The organism is Mycobacterium sp. Soil_C_30 (assembly GCF_057656995.1).
Window position 1 is genome coordinate 19,136 of sequence record NZ_JBDGJH010000009.1, and the last position, 16,272, is coordinate 35,407.

At 66.2% G+C, this 16,272-nt stretch carries 17 protein-coding genes; 13 read left to right on the forward strand and 4 right to left on the reverse strand.

Annotated elements, in window-relative coordinates:
- Nucleotides 1-92 precede the first annotated feature (92 nt).
- A complete protein-coding gene (locus AC3A6P_RS17955) occupies nucleotides 93-3,320 on the reverse strand; it encodes an arabinosyltransferase domain-containing protein (RefSeq protein WP_487693023.1) in 3,228 nt (1,075 codons plus the stop codon).
- A 99-nt stretch (nucleotides 3,321-3,419) separates the two neighbouring features.
- Between AC3A6P_RS17955 and AC3A6P_RS17960 the strand changes: the two genes are divergently transcribed.
- From AC3A6P_RS17960 to AC3A6P_RS17970, 3 genes are all read left to right on the forward strand, one after another.
- Nucleotides 3,420-4,070: a TetR/AcrR family transcriptional regulator gene (locus AC3A6P_RS17960; RefSeq protein ID WP_487693024.1), complete on the forward strand. Its 651-nt coding sequence runs from the start codon at nucleotides 3,420-3,422 to the stop codon at nucleotides 4,068-4,070.
- 445 nt (nucleotides 4,071-4,515) lie between these two features.
- Nucleotides 4,516-5,079 (forward strand): LysE/ArgO family amino acid transporter, encoded by a 564-nt coding sequence (locus tag AC3A6P_RS17965; protein WP_487693025.1) that lies wholly within the window; start codon nucleotides 4,516-4,518, stop codon nucleotides 5,077-5,079.
- A gap of 148 nt (nucleotides 5,080-5,227) precedes the next feature.
- Nucleotides 5,228-5,803, forward strand: coding sequence for a TetR/AcrR family transcriptional regulator (locus AC3A6P_RS17970; protein ID WP_487693026.1), 576 nt, complete (start codon nucleotides 5,228-5,230; stop codon nucleotides 5,801-5,803).
- Between the two features lie 12 nt (nucleotides 5,804-5,815).
- On the opposite strand, the gene AC3A6P_RS17975 is transcribed toward AC3A6P_RS17970, so the two are convergent.
- From AC3A6P_RS17975 to AC3A6P_RS17985, 3 genes are all read right to left on the reverse strand, one after another.
- A complete protein-coding gene (locus AC3A6P_RS17975; RefSeq protein ID WP_487693027.1) occupies nucleotides 5,816-6,094 on the reverse strand; it encodes a hypothetical protein in 279 nt (92 codons plus the stop codon).
- Between the two features lie 65 nt (nucleotides 6,095-6,159).
- The gene (locus AC3A6P_RS17980; protein WP_487693251.1) at nucleotides 6,160-6,537 is read right to left on the reverse strand and encodes a heme-binding protein; all 378 of its coding nucleotides are present in this window, start codon (nucleotides 6,535-6,537) and stop codon (nucleotides 6,160-6,162) included.
- A gap of 47 nt (nucleotides 6,538-6,584) precedes the next feature.
- Nucleotides 6,585-6,893 (reverse strand): hypothetical protein, encoded by a 309-nt coding sequence (locus AC3A6P_RS17985; protein ID WP_487693028.1) that lies wholly within the window; start codon nucleotides 6,891-6,893, stop codon nucleotides 6,585-6,587.
- A gap of 350 nt (nucleotides 6,894-7,243) precedes the next feature.
- On the opposite strand from AC3A6P_RS17985, the gene AC3A6P_RS17990 reads away from it, so the two are divergent.
- The 10 genes from AC3A6P_RS17990 to AC3A6P_RS18035 all read left to right on the forward strand — a co-directional run bounded on the left by AC3A6P_RS17990 (nucleotide 7,244) and on the right by AC3A6P_RS18035 (nucleotide 16,124).
- Nucleotides 7,244-7,801, forward strand: a complete 558-nt coding sequence (locus tag AC3A6P_RS17990) for a hypothetical protein (protein ID WP_487693029.1) — start codon at nucleotides 7,244-7,246, stop codon at nucleotides 7,799-7,801.
- 7 nt (nucleotides 7,802-7,808) lie between these two features.
- Complete coding sequence (locus AC3A6P_RS17995; protein WP_487693030.1) at nucleotides 7,809-9,137, forward strand: Dyp-type peroxidase; 1,329 nt, start codon at nucleotides 7,809-7,811, stop codon at nucleotides 9,135-9,137.
- A complete protein-coding gene (locus AC3A6P_RS18000; RefSeq protein WP_487693031.1) occupies nucleotides 9,134-10,138 on the forward strand; it encodes a hypothetical protein in 1,005 nt (334 codons plus the stop codon). The genes AC3A6P_RS17995 and AC3A6P_RS18000 overlap by 4 nt, the downstream gene beginning before the upstream one ends.
- Complete coding sequence (locus tag AC3A6P_RS18005) at nucleotides 10,138-10,935, forward strand: SDR family oxidoreductase (protein ID WP_487693032.1); 798 nt, start codon at nucleotides 10,138-10,140, stop codon at nucleotides 10,933-10,935. Before AC3A6P_RS18000 ends, AC3A6P_RS18005 begins: the two co-directional genes overlap by 1 nt.
- Nucleotides 10,936-11,088: 153 nt before the next feature.
- Entirely contained in the window at nucleotides 11,089-12,204 is a 1,116-nt protein-coding gene (locus AC3A6P_RS18010) for a YeiH family protein (RefSeq protein WP_487693033.1), read from the forward strand.
- 25 nt (nucleotides 12,205-12,229) lie between these two features.
- Nucleotides 12,230-13,180: an ABC transporter substrate-binding protein gene (locus AC3A6P_RS18015; protein WP_487693034.1), complete on the forward strand. Its 951-nt coding sequence runs from the start codon at nucleotides 12,230-12,232 to the stop codon at nucleotides 13,178-13,180.
- Nucleotides 13,181-13,247: 67 nt separating this feature from the next.
- A complete protein-coding gene (locus AC3A6P_RS18020) occupies nucleotides 13,248-13,928 on the forward strand; it encodes a queuosine precursor transporter (protein ID WP_487693252.1) in 681 nt (226 codons plus the stop codon).
- Nucleotides 13,929-14,009: 81 nt separating this feature from the next.
- Nucleotides 14,010-14,654, forward strand: coding sequence for a 5-oxoprolinase subunit B family protein (locus tag AC3A6P_RS18025; RefSeq protein ID WP_487693035.1), 645 nt, complete (start codon nucleotides 14,010-14,012; stop codon nucleotides 14,652-14,654).
- An 11-nt stretch (nucleotides 14,655-14,665) separates the two neighbouring features.
- The gene (locus tag AC3A6P_RS18030; RefSeq protein ID WP_487693036.1) at nucleotides 14,666-15,538 is read left to right on the forward strand and encodes a 5-oxoprolinase/urea amidolyase family protein; all 873 of its coding nucleotides are present in this window, start codon (nucleotides 14,666-14,668) and stop codon (nucleotides 15,536-15,538) included.
- Nucleotides 15,539-15,566: 28 nt separating this feature from the next.
- Nucleotides 15,567-16,124 carry a GNAT family N-acetyltransferase gene (locus tag AC3A6P_RS18035; protein ID WP_487693037.1) on the forward strand — a complete coding sequence of 186 codons (558 nt, stop codon included), beginning with the start codon at nucleotides 15,567-15,569 and terminating at the stop codon, nucleotides 16,122-16,124.
- The last annotated feature ends 148 nt before the right edge of the window (nucleotides 16,125-16,272 follow it).

The following is a 16,272-nucleotide window of genomic DNA, read 5'->3' on the forward strand; positions in this document are numbered from 1 at the left end:
AAAACCCCCTGCTCGACACCCTCACGATGATCCAGCCTGCACACGGGACGTGGAGCCCTGGCGATCCCGCCCGACACGTCGGAGCGGGTGACTCATGGGCTGATGCGGATGGGGCCGGGGTTCCAGAGTCCTGACCGGGTGGTGGTGCCGAGGGTGATGTCGGCGGGTTCGGCTTGGTCGATGGGATCGAATCGGCGCAGCGATCCCCAGTCTCGTCCCCAGTCGCGGGACAGGTAGCTGGGCAGCACGTGGGCGCGTAGCAGGAGGTCGGTGATTCCGAGGAGTCCGCCGTTGCGGCCTTCCTGCCAGGTGTCGGGGTTCTGCAGCTTTGCGGGGTAGTCCGGTGAGATCCTGAACCGGGGCACTTCAGTGACGCCGTTGGCGTGGAGCATCGGACGCTGGCAGGGGAAGACGAGGCCAACCATCCAGTCGAGCAGGACGGGGTGGGTGGATCCGACGTACTCCTGCAGCGACCGGAGTTCGGGCGCCCGTGGTGGGGTGACCGCGATCCAGTCGCCGAGGTTCAGGGAACGATCGTCGGCGACGATCCGCACGAAGGTGGCGCTGTCGGGGATGCTGCTGCGGGGGAAGCGGAGGTTGCGCCACGCGGGTTGCGGGCCGGTGTCGTACGGGATGAGCTGGCCGGCAGCTTGCGGTGTGCCGTCGGGCCCTTGGTGGCCATATTCGAGTGCGACGGTTTGGGCGTCGGTGCGTCCGCGCAGCACGCTGTCACCAGTAATGGTGCCTGCGGCGGTGACCACGATCAGAGGATGGGCGGCACCCGGCGCCGGGAGCCGGTACCAGGCGGAAACCAACATGCTGGGTTGTTGTGGGCCGGCGGTGAAGCTGCCCGCGATCGGCACTCGCGCGGGATCGAGGCCGTAGGGCAGCGGAACGCTGGAGCCGTTGAGGCCCGGCTCGCTTAGGGCGGTGGGCGCGTCCCGGTCCCAGTCGGTTCCTGGTTGCGGGTTAGGTTGCCAGGTCGACTCTGCCAGCGTGTGTTCCGGTACGCCGTTCGGGGTGAAGCCGATGGGGTCGGGTCCGCCGAGTGGGCCCAGTGCACCGTCGGCGCCGGGTTGGGCGTCGAGGAAGCCGCGATTGGGGTCCGGCTCGACCAGCACGTCGTCGGCGAGCCCGCAGCCGCCGGTGAGTTCGCGGATGTTGGCCCAGCCATTGGAGAACGTCGGGTACTGCCGCACCATACCAATGAGTTGGGAGGCCAGAAAGACCACCACCATGAGCCCGGCCGCGATCGGAATGGGCGCGGCGGTCAGTGCTTTGACGCTTCGCGGCGCAGCGTGGTCACGGCCGGAAACGTGGGTCCAGGTGGCGTATCCGCCGCACAGCACGGCGAGGGTGAGCAGGACGGCGCTGACGGTGATCGGCCCGACAGCGGGGGCGGCGTCGTTGAAGTAGACGCCGTAGCTGGAGACATACCACCAGCCTTTGGTGGAGGCGAAACACAACGCGAGCACCGTCAGCACACCGGTCAGAACCGCAACCCGGTTGCGCCGTGCGCGCAGCACGGTGGGGCCCAGCACGACGGTGGCCAGGGCTGCCATGGCGGCACCGACGGCGGCGAACAGCCCGAAATGATGCACCCACTTGGTCGGGGCGAAGGTCAGAAAAAACAGGGTCGCTGCGATGGTCCCGATCAACCGCCACACCGGCCCGGTGGCGATACCGGTGATTCGTTTGCGGCGCAGCAGCACCAGCAGTGTCGGGACGAGGCAGGCAATGGTGATCAGGATGCCGAAGCGTCGCGACAGGGCCCCGTCTGTAGTCGGCAGGATGAGGTAGAAGTAGCGCAGGTTCTCGGTGAACCACGGTTGGCTCGGCCCGATCGCGGTGCGCACCCGGGTGGCTTCGAGTACCGAGGCAACTGTCTGGTCGGCGAACACGACAGTGAGCACTACGACACCTGTGGCGAGCAGCGGTGCGACCGTGGTCCAGAACCCCCACTGCCCGCTTCTGGCGACGACGATCCTCAACAGGGGCCGGCTGCCGGCCAACAGGGCGGCCACAGCGATCAGGCCGGTGGGCTGGATGCCGAGGGTGAACGCCGCCGTCACGATTGCCAGGGCGGCGGGTGTCAGTCGGCGGGAGATGATGGCGCGTTCGATGAGGACGTAGGTGATCAGCGCGCCGGTGGCGATCTGACCTTCTGGGCGCAAGCCGTTGTTGAACGGCATCCACGCCGCGCAGAGCACCAGGGCCGCCGCCCACAACGCGGGCGTGCTGCGGGCCACCGAGGGCCCGAGCCGGGGCAGCACCTCCCGCGACAGCAGAACCCAGCAGACGAGGACGCAGATGAGGTCGGGTAGTCGCATCCAGAGGCTGATGTCGCTGACATTGGTCATCAGCGCCAGCAGGTTGTAGTACCAGCCGAACGGATCTTCCGGGCTGCCGAACCAGCGGAAGTAGTTCGACATGTAGCCCGCGTGCCCGGCCACCCGCGCCATTTGCAGCTGGTAGCCATCATCGGACGAATTCGCCCCTGCAACAAACCAAACCACGGAGATGCCGATCACCGCGGCGTCAGCGGCGGTGAAGCTCCGCCACCGTGTCGGAATGACCTTGCGCGTCCGGTGGCCGTCGCGGCGATCCAGACGCCACAACGCCACCACGGCGATGACGGTGGCGCCAATCCCGCCGACCATCGCCATCAGTTTCGCTGTGCTGGGTGTCGAGGTGTAGCGGGTGTCGATGACTGCGGACACCCACAGTCCCGGCGGGGCGGGACCGGCCAGGTCGGTGAACATCCCAACGATCTGGGGCCGCAGATTCGGGTCCGGGTAGCCGCTGCGACGCTCGACCCCCTCCTCGTCCGTCAGCCCCACGAATGTCGCGAACGTTCCGGCCCGATCCGAGGTGATCCTAATCCGTTGGCACCGTGAATCTTCGACATCGGCCCGCGCGACGCTGGCAACGACCACGTTGCGAACGATCACATCAACGCGGCTCTCGCCGGCTATCACCGCAAGTCCATTCAGGGTGGCGTCCCGCGCCTGCGGCGGGGCCGTCCCCAGCACCGTGCCGCCAGCGGGCGGCAGGTCGGCGACAACGGCGCACGGGATCGTGGCCGTCAACGACACCGGTGTCAGCGTGATCAACGGCGCCGTCACATCCTCGAGCTGGGAGCGCTGCGGCCAGGTCAGCGTCGCGGTGGTCTGCACCACAGGCAACAACGGCGTCAGCACCGACAACACGAACCCCACCAGGCCCGCCGCCGCTGCCACCCACCGCGCGACCATCACCTCGCGTCCCGGTCGCGCGCCGGTGGCGGGGGTGACCGTCGAAACCTCTCCCAACGCCGTCATCGCGTAGCGCCGATCCGGTGGGCTATCAGCTGGAATCGCCGAATCGTTAGTTCCCCCATCACTCAAGCAGTAACTGAAGCAAGTGTTACAGTCAAGGCTGTGCCCCGCCCGTTCGACTACGCGAAACGCGATCAGCTGGTCGAGCAGGCCACCGAGGTGCTGGCCCGCACCGGCGTCATCGACACCTCACTGCGGTCCCTGGCCGCCGAGATGGGCACCAGCGCCCGGATGCTGGTCTACTACTTCGGCAGCAAAGAGCAGCTGATCCTGGCCGTCATGAACGGCCTGCAGGATCAGAACGTCCCCGAACCCGAGCTGTATACGACTGCCGAGGAACTGCGCCAGTGGTGCCTCGACGATTGGCATGAAATCACCCGCGGCAGTCAGCGCGCCCGATTGCGGATCCTGGAACAGGTATTCGGCGCCGCGTGCGGCCAAGACAGCCCCTATGCCCGCTACACCTCCGACACGTTGGCGCAGTTGGTTCGCAACGCGCAACTGCGATTTGAAGCGATCGGCATGCCCCGGCCCATCGCGGAGACACGCGCACGTCTGGCACTCGCCGCCATTCAAGGGCTCGTCATCGATTTCTTCACCACCGACGATCCAGAACGTGTTGACGACACCCACCGCCGCATGGTGGACGACCTGATCCTGGCACCCTTCGAACCCGAAAACCCACGCCGACAGCACCGCACGCGATCGACAACCCGCCGTTCAAAGGCACGACCCAACCATGGAGCGGTATGACGGTGCCAGCGCGGGACGGGCCAGCGTGTCCAACCAAGCCAGAGCCGTTGGGCGCCTTGGGTTCCTGTTTTGCCTAGTTATAAGTCGCTGCCTGTCCGACCGGCGCCCTCCATTACGTCTAGCAAGGCGACTATCAGGCCCAGCGCCTACCGCTCCTGGACAGCACATCCGCGACAATCCTCACCCTTTGACCTGAAATGGTGAGACGTACGAGTCAATTGCCGAAGCAATAGAAACTGCCATCTTGTGCCAAACGAAATGACGGAGCGCCCCGCAGATTGAGAACTGACAGGTACCCGGTCCTGCTAAGGCCGTCGGACAGTGCCCCATAAGCTGAGCTAATGCCGATGAAGAATCATTAGCTGTACTGATCGTCTGGCGGCCCCTAGCGTTGGAGCTCGTGAGTACTACCGCGCTTGTCATCGCTACGGGATTTCTGACGTCCATGACCCTGATCGCTGCGATCGGGGCGCAGAACGCGTTTGTATTGCGTCAGGGGATCCGAGGCGAGCATGTCGGGGCCGTGGTCGCGTTGTGCACGGTCTCGGACATGGTGCTGATCGGCGCCGGCATCTTCGGCTTCGGTGCGCTGGTCGCCGCACATCCCAGCGTCGTCACGGTGGCCACCATCGGCGGCGCCGCGTTCCTCTTCGGCTACGGTTTGCTGGCCGCTCGCCGCGCACTCAACCCCGGCACGTTGACGCCGGCCGAAGCCACACCGGCCCGCCTGGCGGGCGTCCTCGGGACGTGCCTGGCCATGACGTTCCTCAATCCGCACGTCTACCTCGACACGGTGGTTTTGATCGGCGCACTGGCCAACGATCACGCCGACAACCGCTGGCTGTTCGGGGTCGGAGCGGTGACCGCCAGCGCGGTGTGGTTCACCACCCTGGGTTTCGGGGCGCGACGGCTGCGGGGTCTGTTCGCCACCCCGATGACATGGCGCATCCTGGACGGTGTCATCGCAGTCACCATGATCGCCCTCGGACTTGTGCTGGCGTGGCCGTGACCATTTCTCGGCACCGCCAATTGAGTCTCGCTGAAAAGCATTGCCGCGCAGCCAGCATCCATGGACCAGTCACTGAAATTGTGACCAATCGCCTCGACCTACCCACTTGGGTAGGTCGAGGCGAAACGACAGCAGGCACAATGGACACATGGACCCTGCTCTCGGGCTACGAGAACGCAAGAAGATCAAGACCCGGCAGGCGATCCGCCGTGAGGCCTTCCGGCTGATCGAAGAGCAGGGCTACGGCAACACCACGGTGGAACAGATCGCCGATGCCGCCGAGGTCTCCACCAGCACGTTCTTCCGCTATTTCCCGTCCAAGGAATCGGTTCTGCTGTCCGACGACCTGATCGAGCCGATCATCGACGCTTTTGTCACCGCGCCCCGAGATCTCAAGCCGATTGCGGCATATCGGTATGCGGTGGAACAGACTTTCGCCGGGCTGTCAGAGGCAGAGCGCCAAGACGCCATGGCCGGTCAGCGGCTCATGTACGCCATCCCCGAGGCGCGCGGCCTGCTCTACGGCGAGTACATGCGTTGTGTCACCTTGATCACCGACGCGTTGAAGGAGCGGCTCAGCGAACCCGCGGACGATTTCGAGCGCCGCATGATGGCCGGCGCCATTGTCGGGGTGCTGATGGCCGCCTCGGACGGCACCCCGATGCCCGACGATCCGCTGCTACGGGGTCTGACGTTCCTGGAAAACGCGCTTCCGCTGAGCTGACGCGCACTGACGTCAATCGGTGTAAGCCCCTCCTGGGGTGTCGCGAGTGATGTTGAGCCCACCCGGGTCCAGGAGCGACAGGCCGCCGTCGGCGCACAACCAATCGTCCTCACACGGATACGGGAAATAGGGCAGCGCGACCGAGGCCCCCGAGCCACTGGCCCCTTCAGAGCACAGTGTCACACCGCCGGAACGGTCGCAGTCGGCATAGGCCGGGCCGGCGGTGACGATGGTGAGAGACACTGCGGGGAAGGCAAACACGACTGCAAGTGAGAGTTTGACGATCCGCACGGCACACTTCCTTTCTGCACGTGCCAGCTCGTGGCCCGTCGTCAGCCACGAGACCAGACGAGGCGCTATTCAGCTGGCAGACCCGGTGCGCCGCAACGGTTACGGAAGTCGACCATCGGCTGGCGGATGCCTTGCAGCTCCGCCCTCACTTGCGGGTTCGCGTCGGCATACTCCTGCACCCGGGCCCTCAGCTCCTCACGCGGCAAGCCCTTGAGGCTGGTGAAGAACGCGTTCACGTCTGGACGGGTGAACAGGTAGGCCGCCGTGGCCGCGGTGACGCCGGTCGAAACGCCCGCGAGGTCGGCGGCAGTGCAGTTCGGCGGTGGCGGAGGAGGCGGCGGCAGCGGTTCCGCGTTGGCGATCGCCGCTCCCACACCAACCAGCAATGCGCCAGTGCCGATCGAGATGGCGAGCGCTCGCCGCCCGCTTGTCCACAGCGACATGTTCTTCCCTTTCAATTGTGTTGGTTCAGTTGACCGTTCAGATCTGCTCATCGTCTGCCACCCCCACGGCGATTGGGCCGGTTCGGGCGGTCAGGGCGGCCCGGATTGTTGGGACGGTCGATATCCGCATCGACGTCGAAGGCAAACCCCCAGCCGTAGGTGTCGTCGCAGAGATAGTCGTATTCGCACGGGTAGGGCATGTACGGCCCGGCGCCTGACGGCCCGTCACCGGTGTTCGAGCCGCGGACGTCACCCTGAGAACACAGCGTGACGCCGCCCGAACTGGTGCAGTCAGCCGCCGCCGGACTCGCAGTGACGAGCCCGACCGCAAACGTTGGAACGGCCAGAATGGCCATGTAAGAACACAACTTTATCTGCACGGCACAACTTCCTCTCCGCATGTGCCGATCCAGGCCGACGCATCACGATGCGAGACCCCGACCAGTCGCACGCCGCTCAGATAAACGGACGGAAATGTCCGCTGACGTAACAATAAATCTGACGCGGGATCGGCGCGCACCTAATGCGAAAACCTCTGCCTGGTGGAACCATCTCAGTTTGAATTCATCGACGGTTTGGATTCAAATAACCATCTTGGCGACCAGGTCTTTTATCGCAAAATCCGGCGAAATCCGAATGGCCGGTAGCTTGTCGAGGGCGGTGCTAACGTTCAGCTTGCCAGCGGGTTTCAAGCGGAGGAGCCGCCATGTCCAACCAGCCAGATTGGTCGCGGCCGGCCGCAATGGCCATCCCGCCCGAGGGTTATCACGAACTGGTTCGCGGTCGATACGGGCCTGTTTATCCGCGGACTCCCGCCTGCTATGGGTTCTCCATCATCGCAAAAGTGAAGGAGGGCCGTGAGGAAGTTGTACGAGCGTACGGAAAAGAGATCGAAGCGGCCATCGCGGCATCCCCGGATGTCCTGGCCCCGCTGCGTCTGCATTACCTGCGCTGGGTTCTGTTCGACGTCGGTTCGGGACTGCATTTCCAGTACCAAGGCATTTTTGACACCGATTTCGACAAATACACCGAAGACGCCGTGGCTCTGTTCAGCCAGACCGGGATCACCACCGTCTTCACCAATCTCGAAGGCTTTCCAGAAGACTGGAAGGAGAATCCGGCAGCATTCGTCGAATTCGTCCGCGCGCACCAATGCCCCAGTTTTCTCGAGTACGGCGAATACCCGTACGTCACTGCCGACGAGATCAAGAAGGCCTTGCGGCTGAAGAGCGCGTTCTCCGACATGCTCGATCAGATGCAGTAGGCACCCGGTGCTCGAGCTCGACGACATCCAGCACATCCTGCTCACACGCACCCCGGCGATGACGGGGCGGTACGAATTCCTGTCCTTCACCACCCCCGAGGCAGGCCGGGCCTGGCTGTCCGAGCTGGTGGACGTGGCGCAGTCGGCAGCCGATGTGCAGGCGAGTATGGACACTTCTGCACGATGGGTCACCCTCGCGTTCACGTGGGCAGGTCTGCGTGCACTCGGAGTACCCGAGGCCGCGCTCGCGACGTTCCCGGACGAGTTCCGCGAGGGAATGCCTGCGCGCGCAACGATTCTGGGTGATACCGGTCCGAATGCTCCCGAGCACTGGGTCGGCGAACTGGCCTCGGGCGACCTACACGCCATCGCGATTCTGTTTGCCCGCGACGAACCAGAACGCCAACGCTGTGTGGAAGAGCACGACCGGCTCCTGAGCCGGTGTCCGGGCGTACGCTCGCTTTCCCACCTCGATCTCAACGCCAATCCGCCGTTCAATTACGCCCACGACCATTTCGGTTTCCGGGACCGGCTCTCTCAACCGGTGATGAAGTACTCCGGGGAGGAGCCGACACCAGGTTCCGGCGCCGCCCTGGAGCCCGGCGAGTTCATCCTCGGCTACCCCGACGAGAAGGGGCCCCCCGCCAACCTCCCGCAACCCGAGATCCTCTCGCGCAACGGCAGTTTCATGGCATATCGCCGGCTGCGCGAACATGTCGGGCCCTTCCGCGACTACCTGCGCAGCAACGCCTCTGACCCCGCGGGCGAGGAACTACTGGCCGCCAAGTTCATGGGCCGCTGGAGAAGCGGTGCACCCCTGGTGCTGGCACCGGATCGCGACGATCCCGAGTTGGGCGCAGATCCCCAGCGCAGCAACGACTTCAACTACAAGGAGATGGACCCGCTGGGATACGCGTGCCCCCTGGGTGCGCACGCACGTCGTCTCAACCCCCGGGACACGGCGGTCAACATGAACCGGCGCAGGATGATTCGCCGTGGCGCCACCTATGGTCCCGCGCTGGCCCCCGACGCACCCGAGGACGGCGTGGACCGGGGAATCGCGGCCTTCATCATCTGCGCCAGCCTGGTCCGGCAGTTCGAATTCGCGCAGAACGTCTGGATCAACGACAAGGCGTTCCACGAACTGGGCAACGAGCACGATCCCATCTGCGGCGTACAGGACGGCACCCTGGATTTCACCGTGCCCAAGAGGCCCATCCGGAAAGTGCACAAGGGGCTGCCCGCGTTCACCACGCTCACCGGTGGCGCCTACTTCTTCCTTCCCGGCCTGCGTGCGTTGCGTTATCTCGCCGCACCCGAAGGTCATTCGACATGACCGCGGCGCGCACCTACAACCAGGAGCACATCGCACGGCCGCACAACGGGCACAGGCGGGTGAGTGTCTATTGGACGTGGAGTTACCCGTGGGAGGCGCAACGGGATCCCGCCGCCATGGAGAATCGCTTCTCCACCATCACCGAGGTGCGCAACGTCGTCTGGCCCGCCTACGAGACACCGGAGTTCAGCGCCGACAACTTCCTCCAGGGTGTCGCCGGCACCCTCGAGTTGTTCCACCGGTCGACGTTGCTGTTCCAAGCCCTGGCCGGCGAGGTCACCGGACACCCCGTGGCGGTGTACCAGCGCACCGATCAGGCCGGCTACCGACTGCCGATCGACGAACGGATCCTCGCCGACACCGACACCCTGATGGTGTTCGGCCTGGACCACCTGCCGTCCGAGCAATCCGCGGACACCGCCGAGATCGACGCCCTGCGCGCCTGGCTGCGCCGAGAAGGCACCTGCCTACTACTCGCGCCGCACCATGATGTCGGCTTCACCGACGACATGGACCAGCGTCAGATCGAATACCTTCACCATGGCGACCGCCTGGTCCCGCGGCGACAACGCTTCAGCGGCTACACCCGGTCTCTGATGCAGGCACTCGGCGTGCCCGTGCACAACACGTGGGGGCTGCGCCCCGCCGTTGTCGCGGGAACACGAGACCCGGTACCGCTGACGGCCTACCCCGACCTCGACGGCCATCGTCTGCTCCACGGTGTCACCAACCTGAGCTTCCACCAGCACCTGCCGCACTACGAACTGACCGACACCGAGAGCTCAGCCGTACAGGTGCTGGGCCGGCAGCGGGTCGATCCGGACCGCCCGCACCCCTTCACCGCTGCGGGTCACACCGAATTCAACGCCGTCATCTGGATGCCGCCGGCCCAAGACCGGGCCGGAGACATCGTGCTCATCGACTCCACGCACTTCACCACGCTGTTCGGCGGCACCGACAGCCTCACCACACTGTGGCGCAATCTGGTCACAATGGGCTGATGGTCAACTCCTCAGCAGTGTTCATCACCGGCGCAGCCGCCGGTATCGGCCGGGCCACCGCGCTGGCGTTCGCCAAACGCGGTCACACCGTGGGCGCCTTCGACATCGACGAGATCGGCCTGGCGTCTCTGGCCGGGGAGATCGCCGCGCAGCACGGCACCGTGGTGACCGGACACCTGGACGTCACCGACCCCGACGAAATGAGCACGCGCATCAGGGAGTTCGTCGACGTTGCCGGCGGTCGGCTGGACGTGCTGATCAACAACGCCGGGATCCTGCTGGCCGGCCGCTTCGAGGACGTGGACCTGGCTGCGCAACTGCGGGAGATCGACATCAACACCAAGGGCGTGGTCAGCGGTCTGCACGCCGCATTCCCGTACCTGCGCGCCACTCCGGGTGCGGTGGTGGTGAACCTCGCGTCAGCGTCGGCGATCTACGGGCAGGCGGAACTGGCCACCTACAGCGCCACCAAGTTCTTCGTCCGCGGTCTGACCGAGGCACTCGACATCGAGTGGAATGCTCACGACATCCGGGTGATCGCGATGTGGCCGCTGTACGTGCAGACCGCGATGACCACCAACGTCAGCACCGGCACCACCCAGACCCTGGGCATCAACCTCACCGCAGAGGAGGTCGCCGACGCCATCGTCGCCGCGGCCGCCGGCTCCCGTGTCGGCCGCGCGCTGCACCAGGTGCACTTCCCCGTGGGCACTCAGAGCAAGTTGTTGACACTGGGCTCGCGGTTCTCCCCGGCTTGGCTCACCAGGGCCGTCAACAAGCGGCTCGCCAAACACTGAAACGTGTTCCATTCGCCCTGAGTAGAACGGTGTCTCGCACCGTGATCGGCGATTACGGTCGGCCCGCATGAACGAAGACTGGCTCGCCGTCATCGTCGGCCTGGCCCTGCTGGTACTGGTGCTTGTGGGCGCGATCCCGGGCAGCGTGATCCCATGACCGAGTCCGCCGACACCGAGGAGCAGACGCGCAAACCGGTCTCGATCGGCACCGTCGCCGCCGGTGTGCTCGTGGTGGTGGCGCTCGGTGCGGCCACCCGGTTCCTGGAAGCTCAGGTGCCGGGCTGGGCGGAGGGTACGCCGTTGGCCAAGGTCGCCAAGTCCATCGAATTCCCGGTGTATGCAATCGCTTTGGGCTTGATCGGCAACATCGTCCTGACGAAGCTCGCGCTGCGCGACACCCTGTCGGCGGGCTTCCGCACCGAGTTCTTCATCAAGACCGGGTTGGTGCTGCTGGGCGCCTCGGTGAACCTCAAGGTCCTGGCCACCGCCGCCGGCCCGGCCATCATCCAGGCGCTGCTGTTGATCACCATCGTGTTCGGGTTCACCTGGTGGCTGGGTGGGCGGTTGGGTCTCGACGACAAACTGCGGGCACTGCTGTCCTCCGCGGTGTCCATCTGCGGGGTCAGCGCCGCGATCGCGGCCGCCGGAGCCGTGCAGGCCAAACGTGAACAGCTGGCGTACGCCGCGTCCCTGGTGATCGCGTTCGCGTTGCCGTCGATATTCCTGCTGCCGTGGCTGGCCGATGTGCTCGGACTCAGCCCCGCCGTGGCCGGCGCCTGGATCGGCGGCAACATCGACACCACCGCCGCCGTGGCCGCCGCGGGCGCGCTGGCCGGTGAGGACGCGCTGCAGATCGCCACCATCGTCAAGACCACCCAGAACGCCCTGATCGGCGTCGTCGCGATTGCCCTGACCGCGTACTTCGCGCTCAAAGTCGAACGCAGCGCGCACTCAGCACGTCCCACCCTGGGCCAGTTCTGGCAGCGTTTCCCCAAATTCGTGCTCGGCTTCATCGCTGCCTCGGTGATCGGCACGCTGTATCTGCAGTTCGCCGGTGACGGCGGTAAGGCCACCATCGCCACCGTCAACGACCTGCGCACCTGGTTCCTGATCTTCGCGTTCGTGGCGATCGGCTTGGAGTTCTCCCTGAAGGGTCTACGCGAAGCCGGCTGGCGGCCCATCGTGGTGTTCGGCTCGGCCACCGTGGTCAACATCGTCGTCGCCCTGGGACTCGCCGTACTGCTGTTCGGCAATTTCGAGGTGAGCTGACCCGCCGCGCCGATACGCTCGCCGGGTGCGATGCACTCGACGGGCGTTCCTCGGGGCCGTGGGAGTCTTGCTCGCCGCAGGGTGCGCGTCCAGCGAATCCGCCGGCGACCCGGCCGCCGTCACCGTCACCCACGCGTTCGGCGAAACCACGGTGCCTGCCCCGCCCCAGCGGGTGGTGAGCGTCGGTTTCACCGAGCAGGACGATCTGCTGGCACTCGGCGTGGTGCCGATCGCGACGACGGAGTGGTTCGGCGGCGAACCGTTTGCGGTGTGGCCCTGGGCGCGGGCGGCGTTGGGCGCCGCGCAACCGCAGGTACTCAGCCTCGCCGACGGTATCCAGGTCAACCAGATCGCGGCGCTGCGACCGGACCTGATCGTCGCCACTTGCGCCGGCGTCGACGCCGACACCTATGCCCGGCTGTCCGCCATCGCCCCGACCCTTGCGCAGGCCGGTCCGGAGGCCTTCTTCGAACCGTGGAAAACCCAGGCGGCCGGCATCGGCGAGGCCGTCTTCAAACGCGCGGAGATGGAAGCGCTGGTCACCGCTGTCGACGAGAAATTCACCTCGGCCGGGGCCGCCCATCCGCAGTTCAAGGACAAGAAGGTCGCGCTGTTGGCGGGCAGCCCGTGGCAGGGTGCGGTGACGGCGACGCGGGCCGGGTGGCGTACCGAGTTCCTCACCCAGATGGGCTTGGTGATGGCCGGCCTCGGTGCTGTCGCGGACGACGACCGGGTGCCGCTCCCCCTCGACCAGCTGGCCTCCGCCGTGGGCGAGGCCGATGTCCTGATCTGGACCACCGAAAGTGACGCCGAACAGGCCGCGCTGCTGGCCAACCCTGATATCGCGGCACTGCAGGACCGCAGCATCTTCACCACGAAAGAGCTCGCCGGCGCGATCGCGTTCTCCTCACCGCTGTCACTACCGCTGGTCGCCGACCAGCTCCCACCGCTGTTGGCCGGGATGCTGGGCGTTTGAGTCAGCCGGCTACGGCCGACAATGAGTCTGTTTGGATGTCCGGGTGAATCGGAACAACCTCGACAACATCGACCAGCACTCTGGACAGCCCACCGGGTACGCCGCGGTGGGCGCCTCCTACTACCCCATTCTCGTGGCGGTGTTCACCGCCCTCGTCCTCATCTCCAACATCACAGCTACCAAAGGCGTCGCCTTCGGCCCGTTGCTGACCGACGGCGGATTCCTGGTCTTCCCCCTCACCTACGTCATCGGCGATGTGCTCTCGGAGGTCTACGGACTCAAGGCGGCGCGCCGAGCCATCTACATCGGCTTCACCATGCAGGCGCTGTTCGTGGGTCTGCTCTGGGTCACCGTGCGTCTTCCGCAAGCCGAAGGCTATGAGAACCAAGCCGCGCTCGAGACCATGGTCGGTTCCATCACCGGGCTGGCCGTCGCCGGGCTCGCCGGCTTCCTGGTGGGGCAATTGGTCAACGCCTACCTGGTGGTGCGAATCAAGCAGCGCACCAAGGAGAATCATCTCTGGGCCCGGCTGCTCGGGTCCACCGTCGTCGGGCAGTTCGCCGACACCTTGGTGTTCTGCGCGGTCGCGGCCCCCATCATCGGATTCGGCAACATGTCGTCCTTCGCCACGTACGCGGCGATCGGCTGGATCTACAAGTGCGCCGTCGAAGCGGCCCTGCTGCCGGTCACTTACCGCGTCATCTCCGCGGTCAAGAATCGTGAGCCCAGCTATCAACCCATGCAGTGAGCTCTGAGCAGTCGCTAAGGCTCCTATGGCGACCTTCTAAGGTTTGCGGCGCGGCTCCCTACCCGGGAGTAACTTCGTGTCATGAGCGCCACCATCGATGACCGAGTGACCACCGTCCGTGAGTACGGCGATCAGGCGTTGCTCCTCGAATGCGGCAGCACCGACGACGTGCTGGCGTGGACGGAAGTGCTGGGCCGTGCCGAGCTGCCCGGTGTCCTGGACATCGTGCCCGCCGCACGGACGGTGCTGATCAAGCTGGCCCGGCCCGCCTTCCAGGCCCCCACCCGGCAGCGACTGTCGAAACTGTCCATCGAGGACGTCGAATCGAGCGCCCCACCGGGCGGGGAGGCCGACATCGTCCTCGACGTCACCTATGACGGCGCCGATCTGGCCGAGGTCGCCCGACTGACCGGGCTGGACGCCGCCGGCGTCGTCGCCGCACACACCGGCACCTTGTGGCGCGTCGGGTTCGGCGGTTTCGCACCGGGTTTCGCCTACCTGGTCGGCGGTGACTCTCGGCTCGAGGTCCCCCGCCGCGCCGAGCCGCGCACCAAGGTGCCCGCCGGCGCCGTCGGACTGGCCGGCGAGTTCAGCGGCGTCTACCCACGGGAGTCACCGGGCGGTTGGCAGTTGATCGGGCGCACCGAAGCGGTGTTGTGGGATATCGACCGACCCAACCCGGCGCTGCTGACACCGGGTATGTGGGTGCAGTTCCGGGCCGTGTGAAAGGACCACCGATGGATATCGAAATCGTCCGCACCGGACCATTGGCCCTCATCCAGGACCTGGGCCGCACCGGCCTGGCGCAGATGGGCGTCGGCCGATCCGGTGCCGCCGACCGCCGGGCGCACACCCTGGCCAACCGCCTCGTCGCCAATCCCGACGACTGGGCCACCGTCGAGATCACCTTCGGCGGGTTCGCCGCCCGCATCCACGGCGGCGACCTGGACATCGCCGTCACCGGCGCCGACACCCAGCCCACCGTCAACGGAATCCCGTTCGGCACCAACAGCATTGCGCATGTCCGCGACGGACAGCTGGTGGAACTCGGCGTCCCCGCCTCCGGGATGCGCAGCTATCTGGCCGTGCGCGGGGGCATCGAGGTCGAACCCGTGCTCGGGTCCCGCAGTTATGACGTCATGTCGGCGATCGGGCCGCGCCCCCTGCAGGCCGGCGACACACTGCCCGTCGGCAAGCACACCGACGACTATCCCGAACTCGACCAGGCGCCGGTGGCCCCGATCGAAAGCCGCCTGCTGGACCTGCGCGTGGCCCCCGGCCCTCGCGACGACTGGTTCGCCGACCCGGACGCCTTGGTGCACACGGTGTGGGTGGCCTCCGAACGCAGTGATCGGGTGGGCATGCGGCTCTCCGGCACCCCGATGCAGCACCGCTGGCCCGAGCGTCAACTGCCGTCCGAAGGCGCGGTACGCGGCGCCATCCAGGTGCCGCCCAACGGCCAGCCCGTCATCCTCGGGCCGGACCACCCGGTGACCGGCGGTTACCCGGTGGCGGGGGTGATCATCGACGCCGACATCGACAAGGTGGCCCAGATCCGGCCCGGACAGCCGGTGCGGCTGCACTGGTCGCGGGTACGAATGGCTGCCTGAGTGACTCAAACCTGGTAGACCTCAGGGTGTGCGCACGCAGGTTCACACCGCCCGCCTGGTTCACACCTCCGACCTCGATCAGGAGACGTACGACGGGGCCCGGTCCATGGTGATCGAGGCATTCTCGAATAGTTCAGGGGGCGCGTTCACCGACGCCGACTGGGAACACGCCCTCGGCGGCATGCACGCGCTGATCTGCCACCGCGGTGCGCTGCTGGCCCATGCCGCCGTGGTCCAACGCCACCTCCTCTACCAGGGCAGGGCGCTGCGCTGTGGGTACATCGAGGCACTGGCGGTGCGGGAGGACCAGCGCGGGCAGGGCCTGGCCACTGCGCTGATGGACGCCGCCGAACAGGTGATCCGCGGTGCGCATCAGCTCGGTGCGTTGTCCGCCACCGAGCTGGGTCGCCCGGTGTACGAACGCCGCGGGTGGCTGCCATGGCAGGGCGCCACCTGGGTGCTGGCGCCGACCGGGCTCACCCGGACCTCCGACGACGATGGCGCCATCTACGTGCTGCCGGTCTCGGTGGAGCTGGACACGTCGTCGGATCTGGCGTGCGACTGGCGTGACGGAGACGTCTGGTAGGCCTCACAGGACTGGTCCGGCCGGAGTGAGCGCAAGTTCACGCCCGGGTGACCGGGGAGAGCCTCGGAGCAACATTCGGTTTCTAGCGTGGGCGCCATGAGCCCTTCTGACCACCGCGAACTGGCGCGACACGCGTGTGCAATCACGG

Bases quoted from the DNA above. Each gene is read 5' to 3' on its own strand.
- AC3A6P_RS17970 (WP_487693026.1), top strand. From the start codon at position 5,228: ATGGACCCTGCTCTCGGGCTACGAGAACGCAAGAAGATCAAGACCCGG.
- AC3A6P_RS18010 (WP_487693033.1), top strand. From the start codon at position 11,089: ATGACCGAGTCCGCCGACACCGAGGAGCAGACGCGCAAACCGGTCTCG.
- AC3A6P_RS17965 (WP_487693025.1), top strand. From the start codon at position 4,516: ATGACCCTGATCGCTGCGATCGGGGCGCAGAACGCGTTTGTATTGCGT.
- AC3A6P_RS17980 (WP_487693251.1), bottom strand. From the start codon at position 6,537: ATGTCGCTGTGGACAAGCGGGCGGCGAGCGCTCGCCATCTCGATCGGC.
- AC3A6P_RS18025 (WP_487693035.1), top strand. From the start codon at position 14,010: ATGAGCGCCACCATCGATGACCGAGTGACCACCGTCCGTGAGTACGGC.
- AC3A6P_RS17955 (WP_487693023.1), bottom strand. From the start codon at position 3,320: ATGACGGCGTTGGGAGAGGTTTCGACGGTCACCCCCGCCACCGGCGCG.
- AC3A6P_RS18030 (WP_487693036.1), top strand. From the start codon at position 14,666: ATGGATATCGAAATCGTCCGCACCGGACCATTGGCCCTCATCCAGGAC.
- AC3A6P_RS17990 (WP_487693029.1), top strand. From the start codon at position 7,244: ATGTCCAACCAGCCAGATTGGTCGCGGCCGGCCGCAATGGCCATCCCG.
- AC3A6P_RS17985 (WP_487693028.1), bottom strand. From the start codon at position 6,893: ATGGCCATTCTGGCCGTTCCAACGTTTGCGGTCGGGCTCGTCACTGCG.
- AC3A6P_RS18000 (WP_487693031.1), top strand. From the start codon at position 9,134: ATGACCGCGGCGCGCACCTACAACCAGGAGCACATCGCACGGCCGCAC.
- AC3A6P_RS18005 (WP_487693032.1), top strand. From the start codon at position 10,138: ATGGTCAACTCCTCAGCAGTGTTCATCACCGGCGCAGCCGCCGGTATC.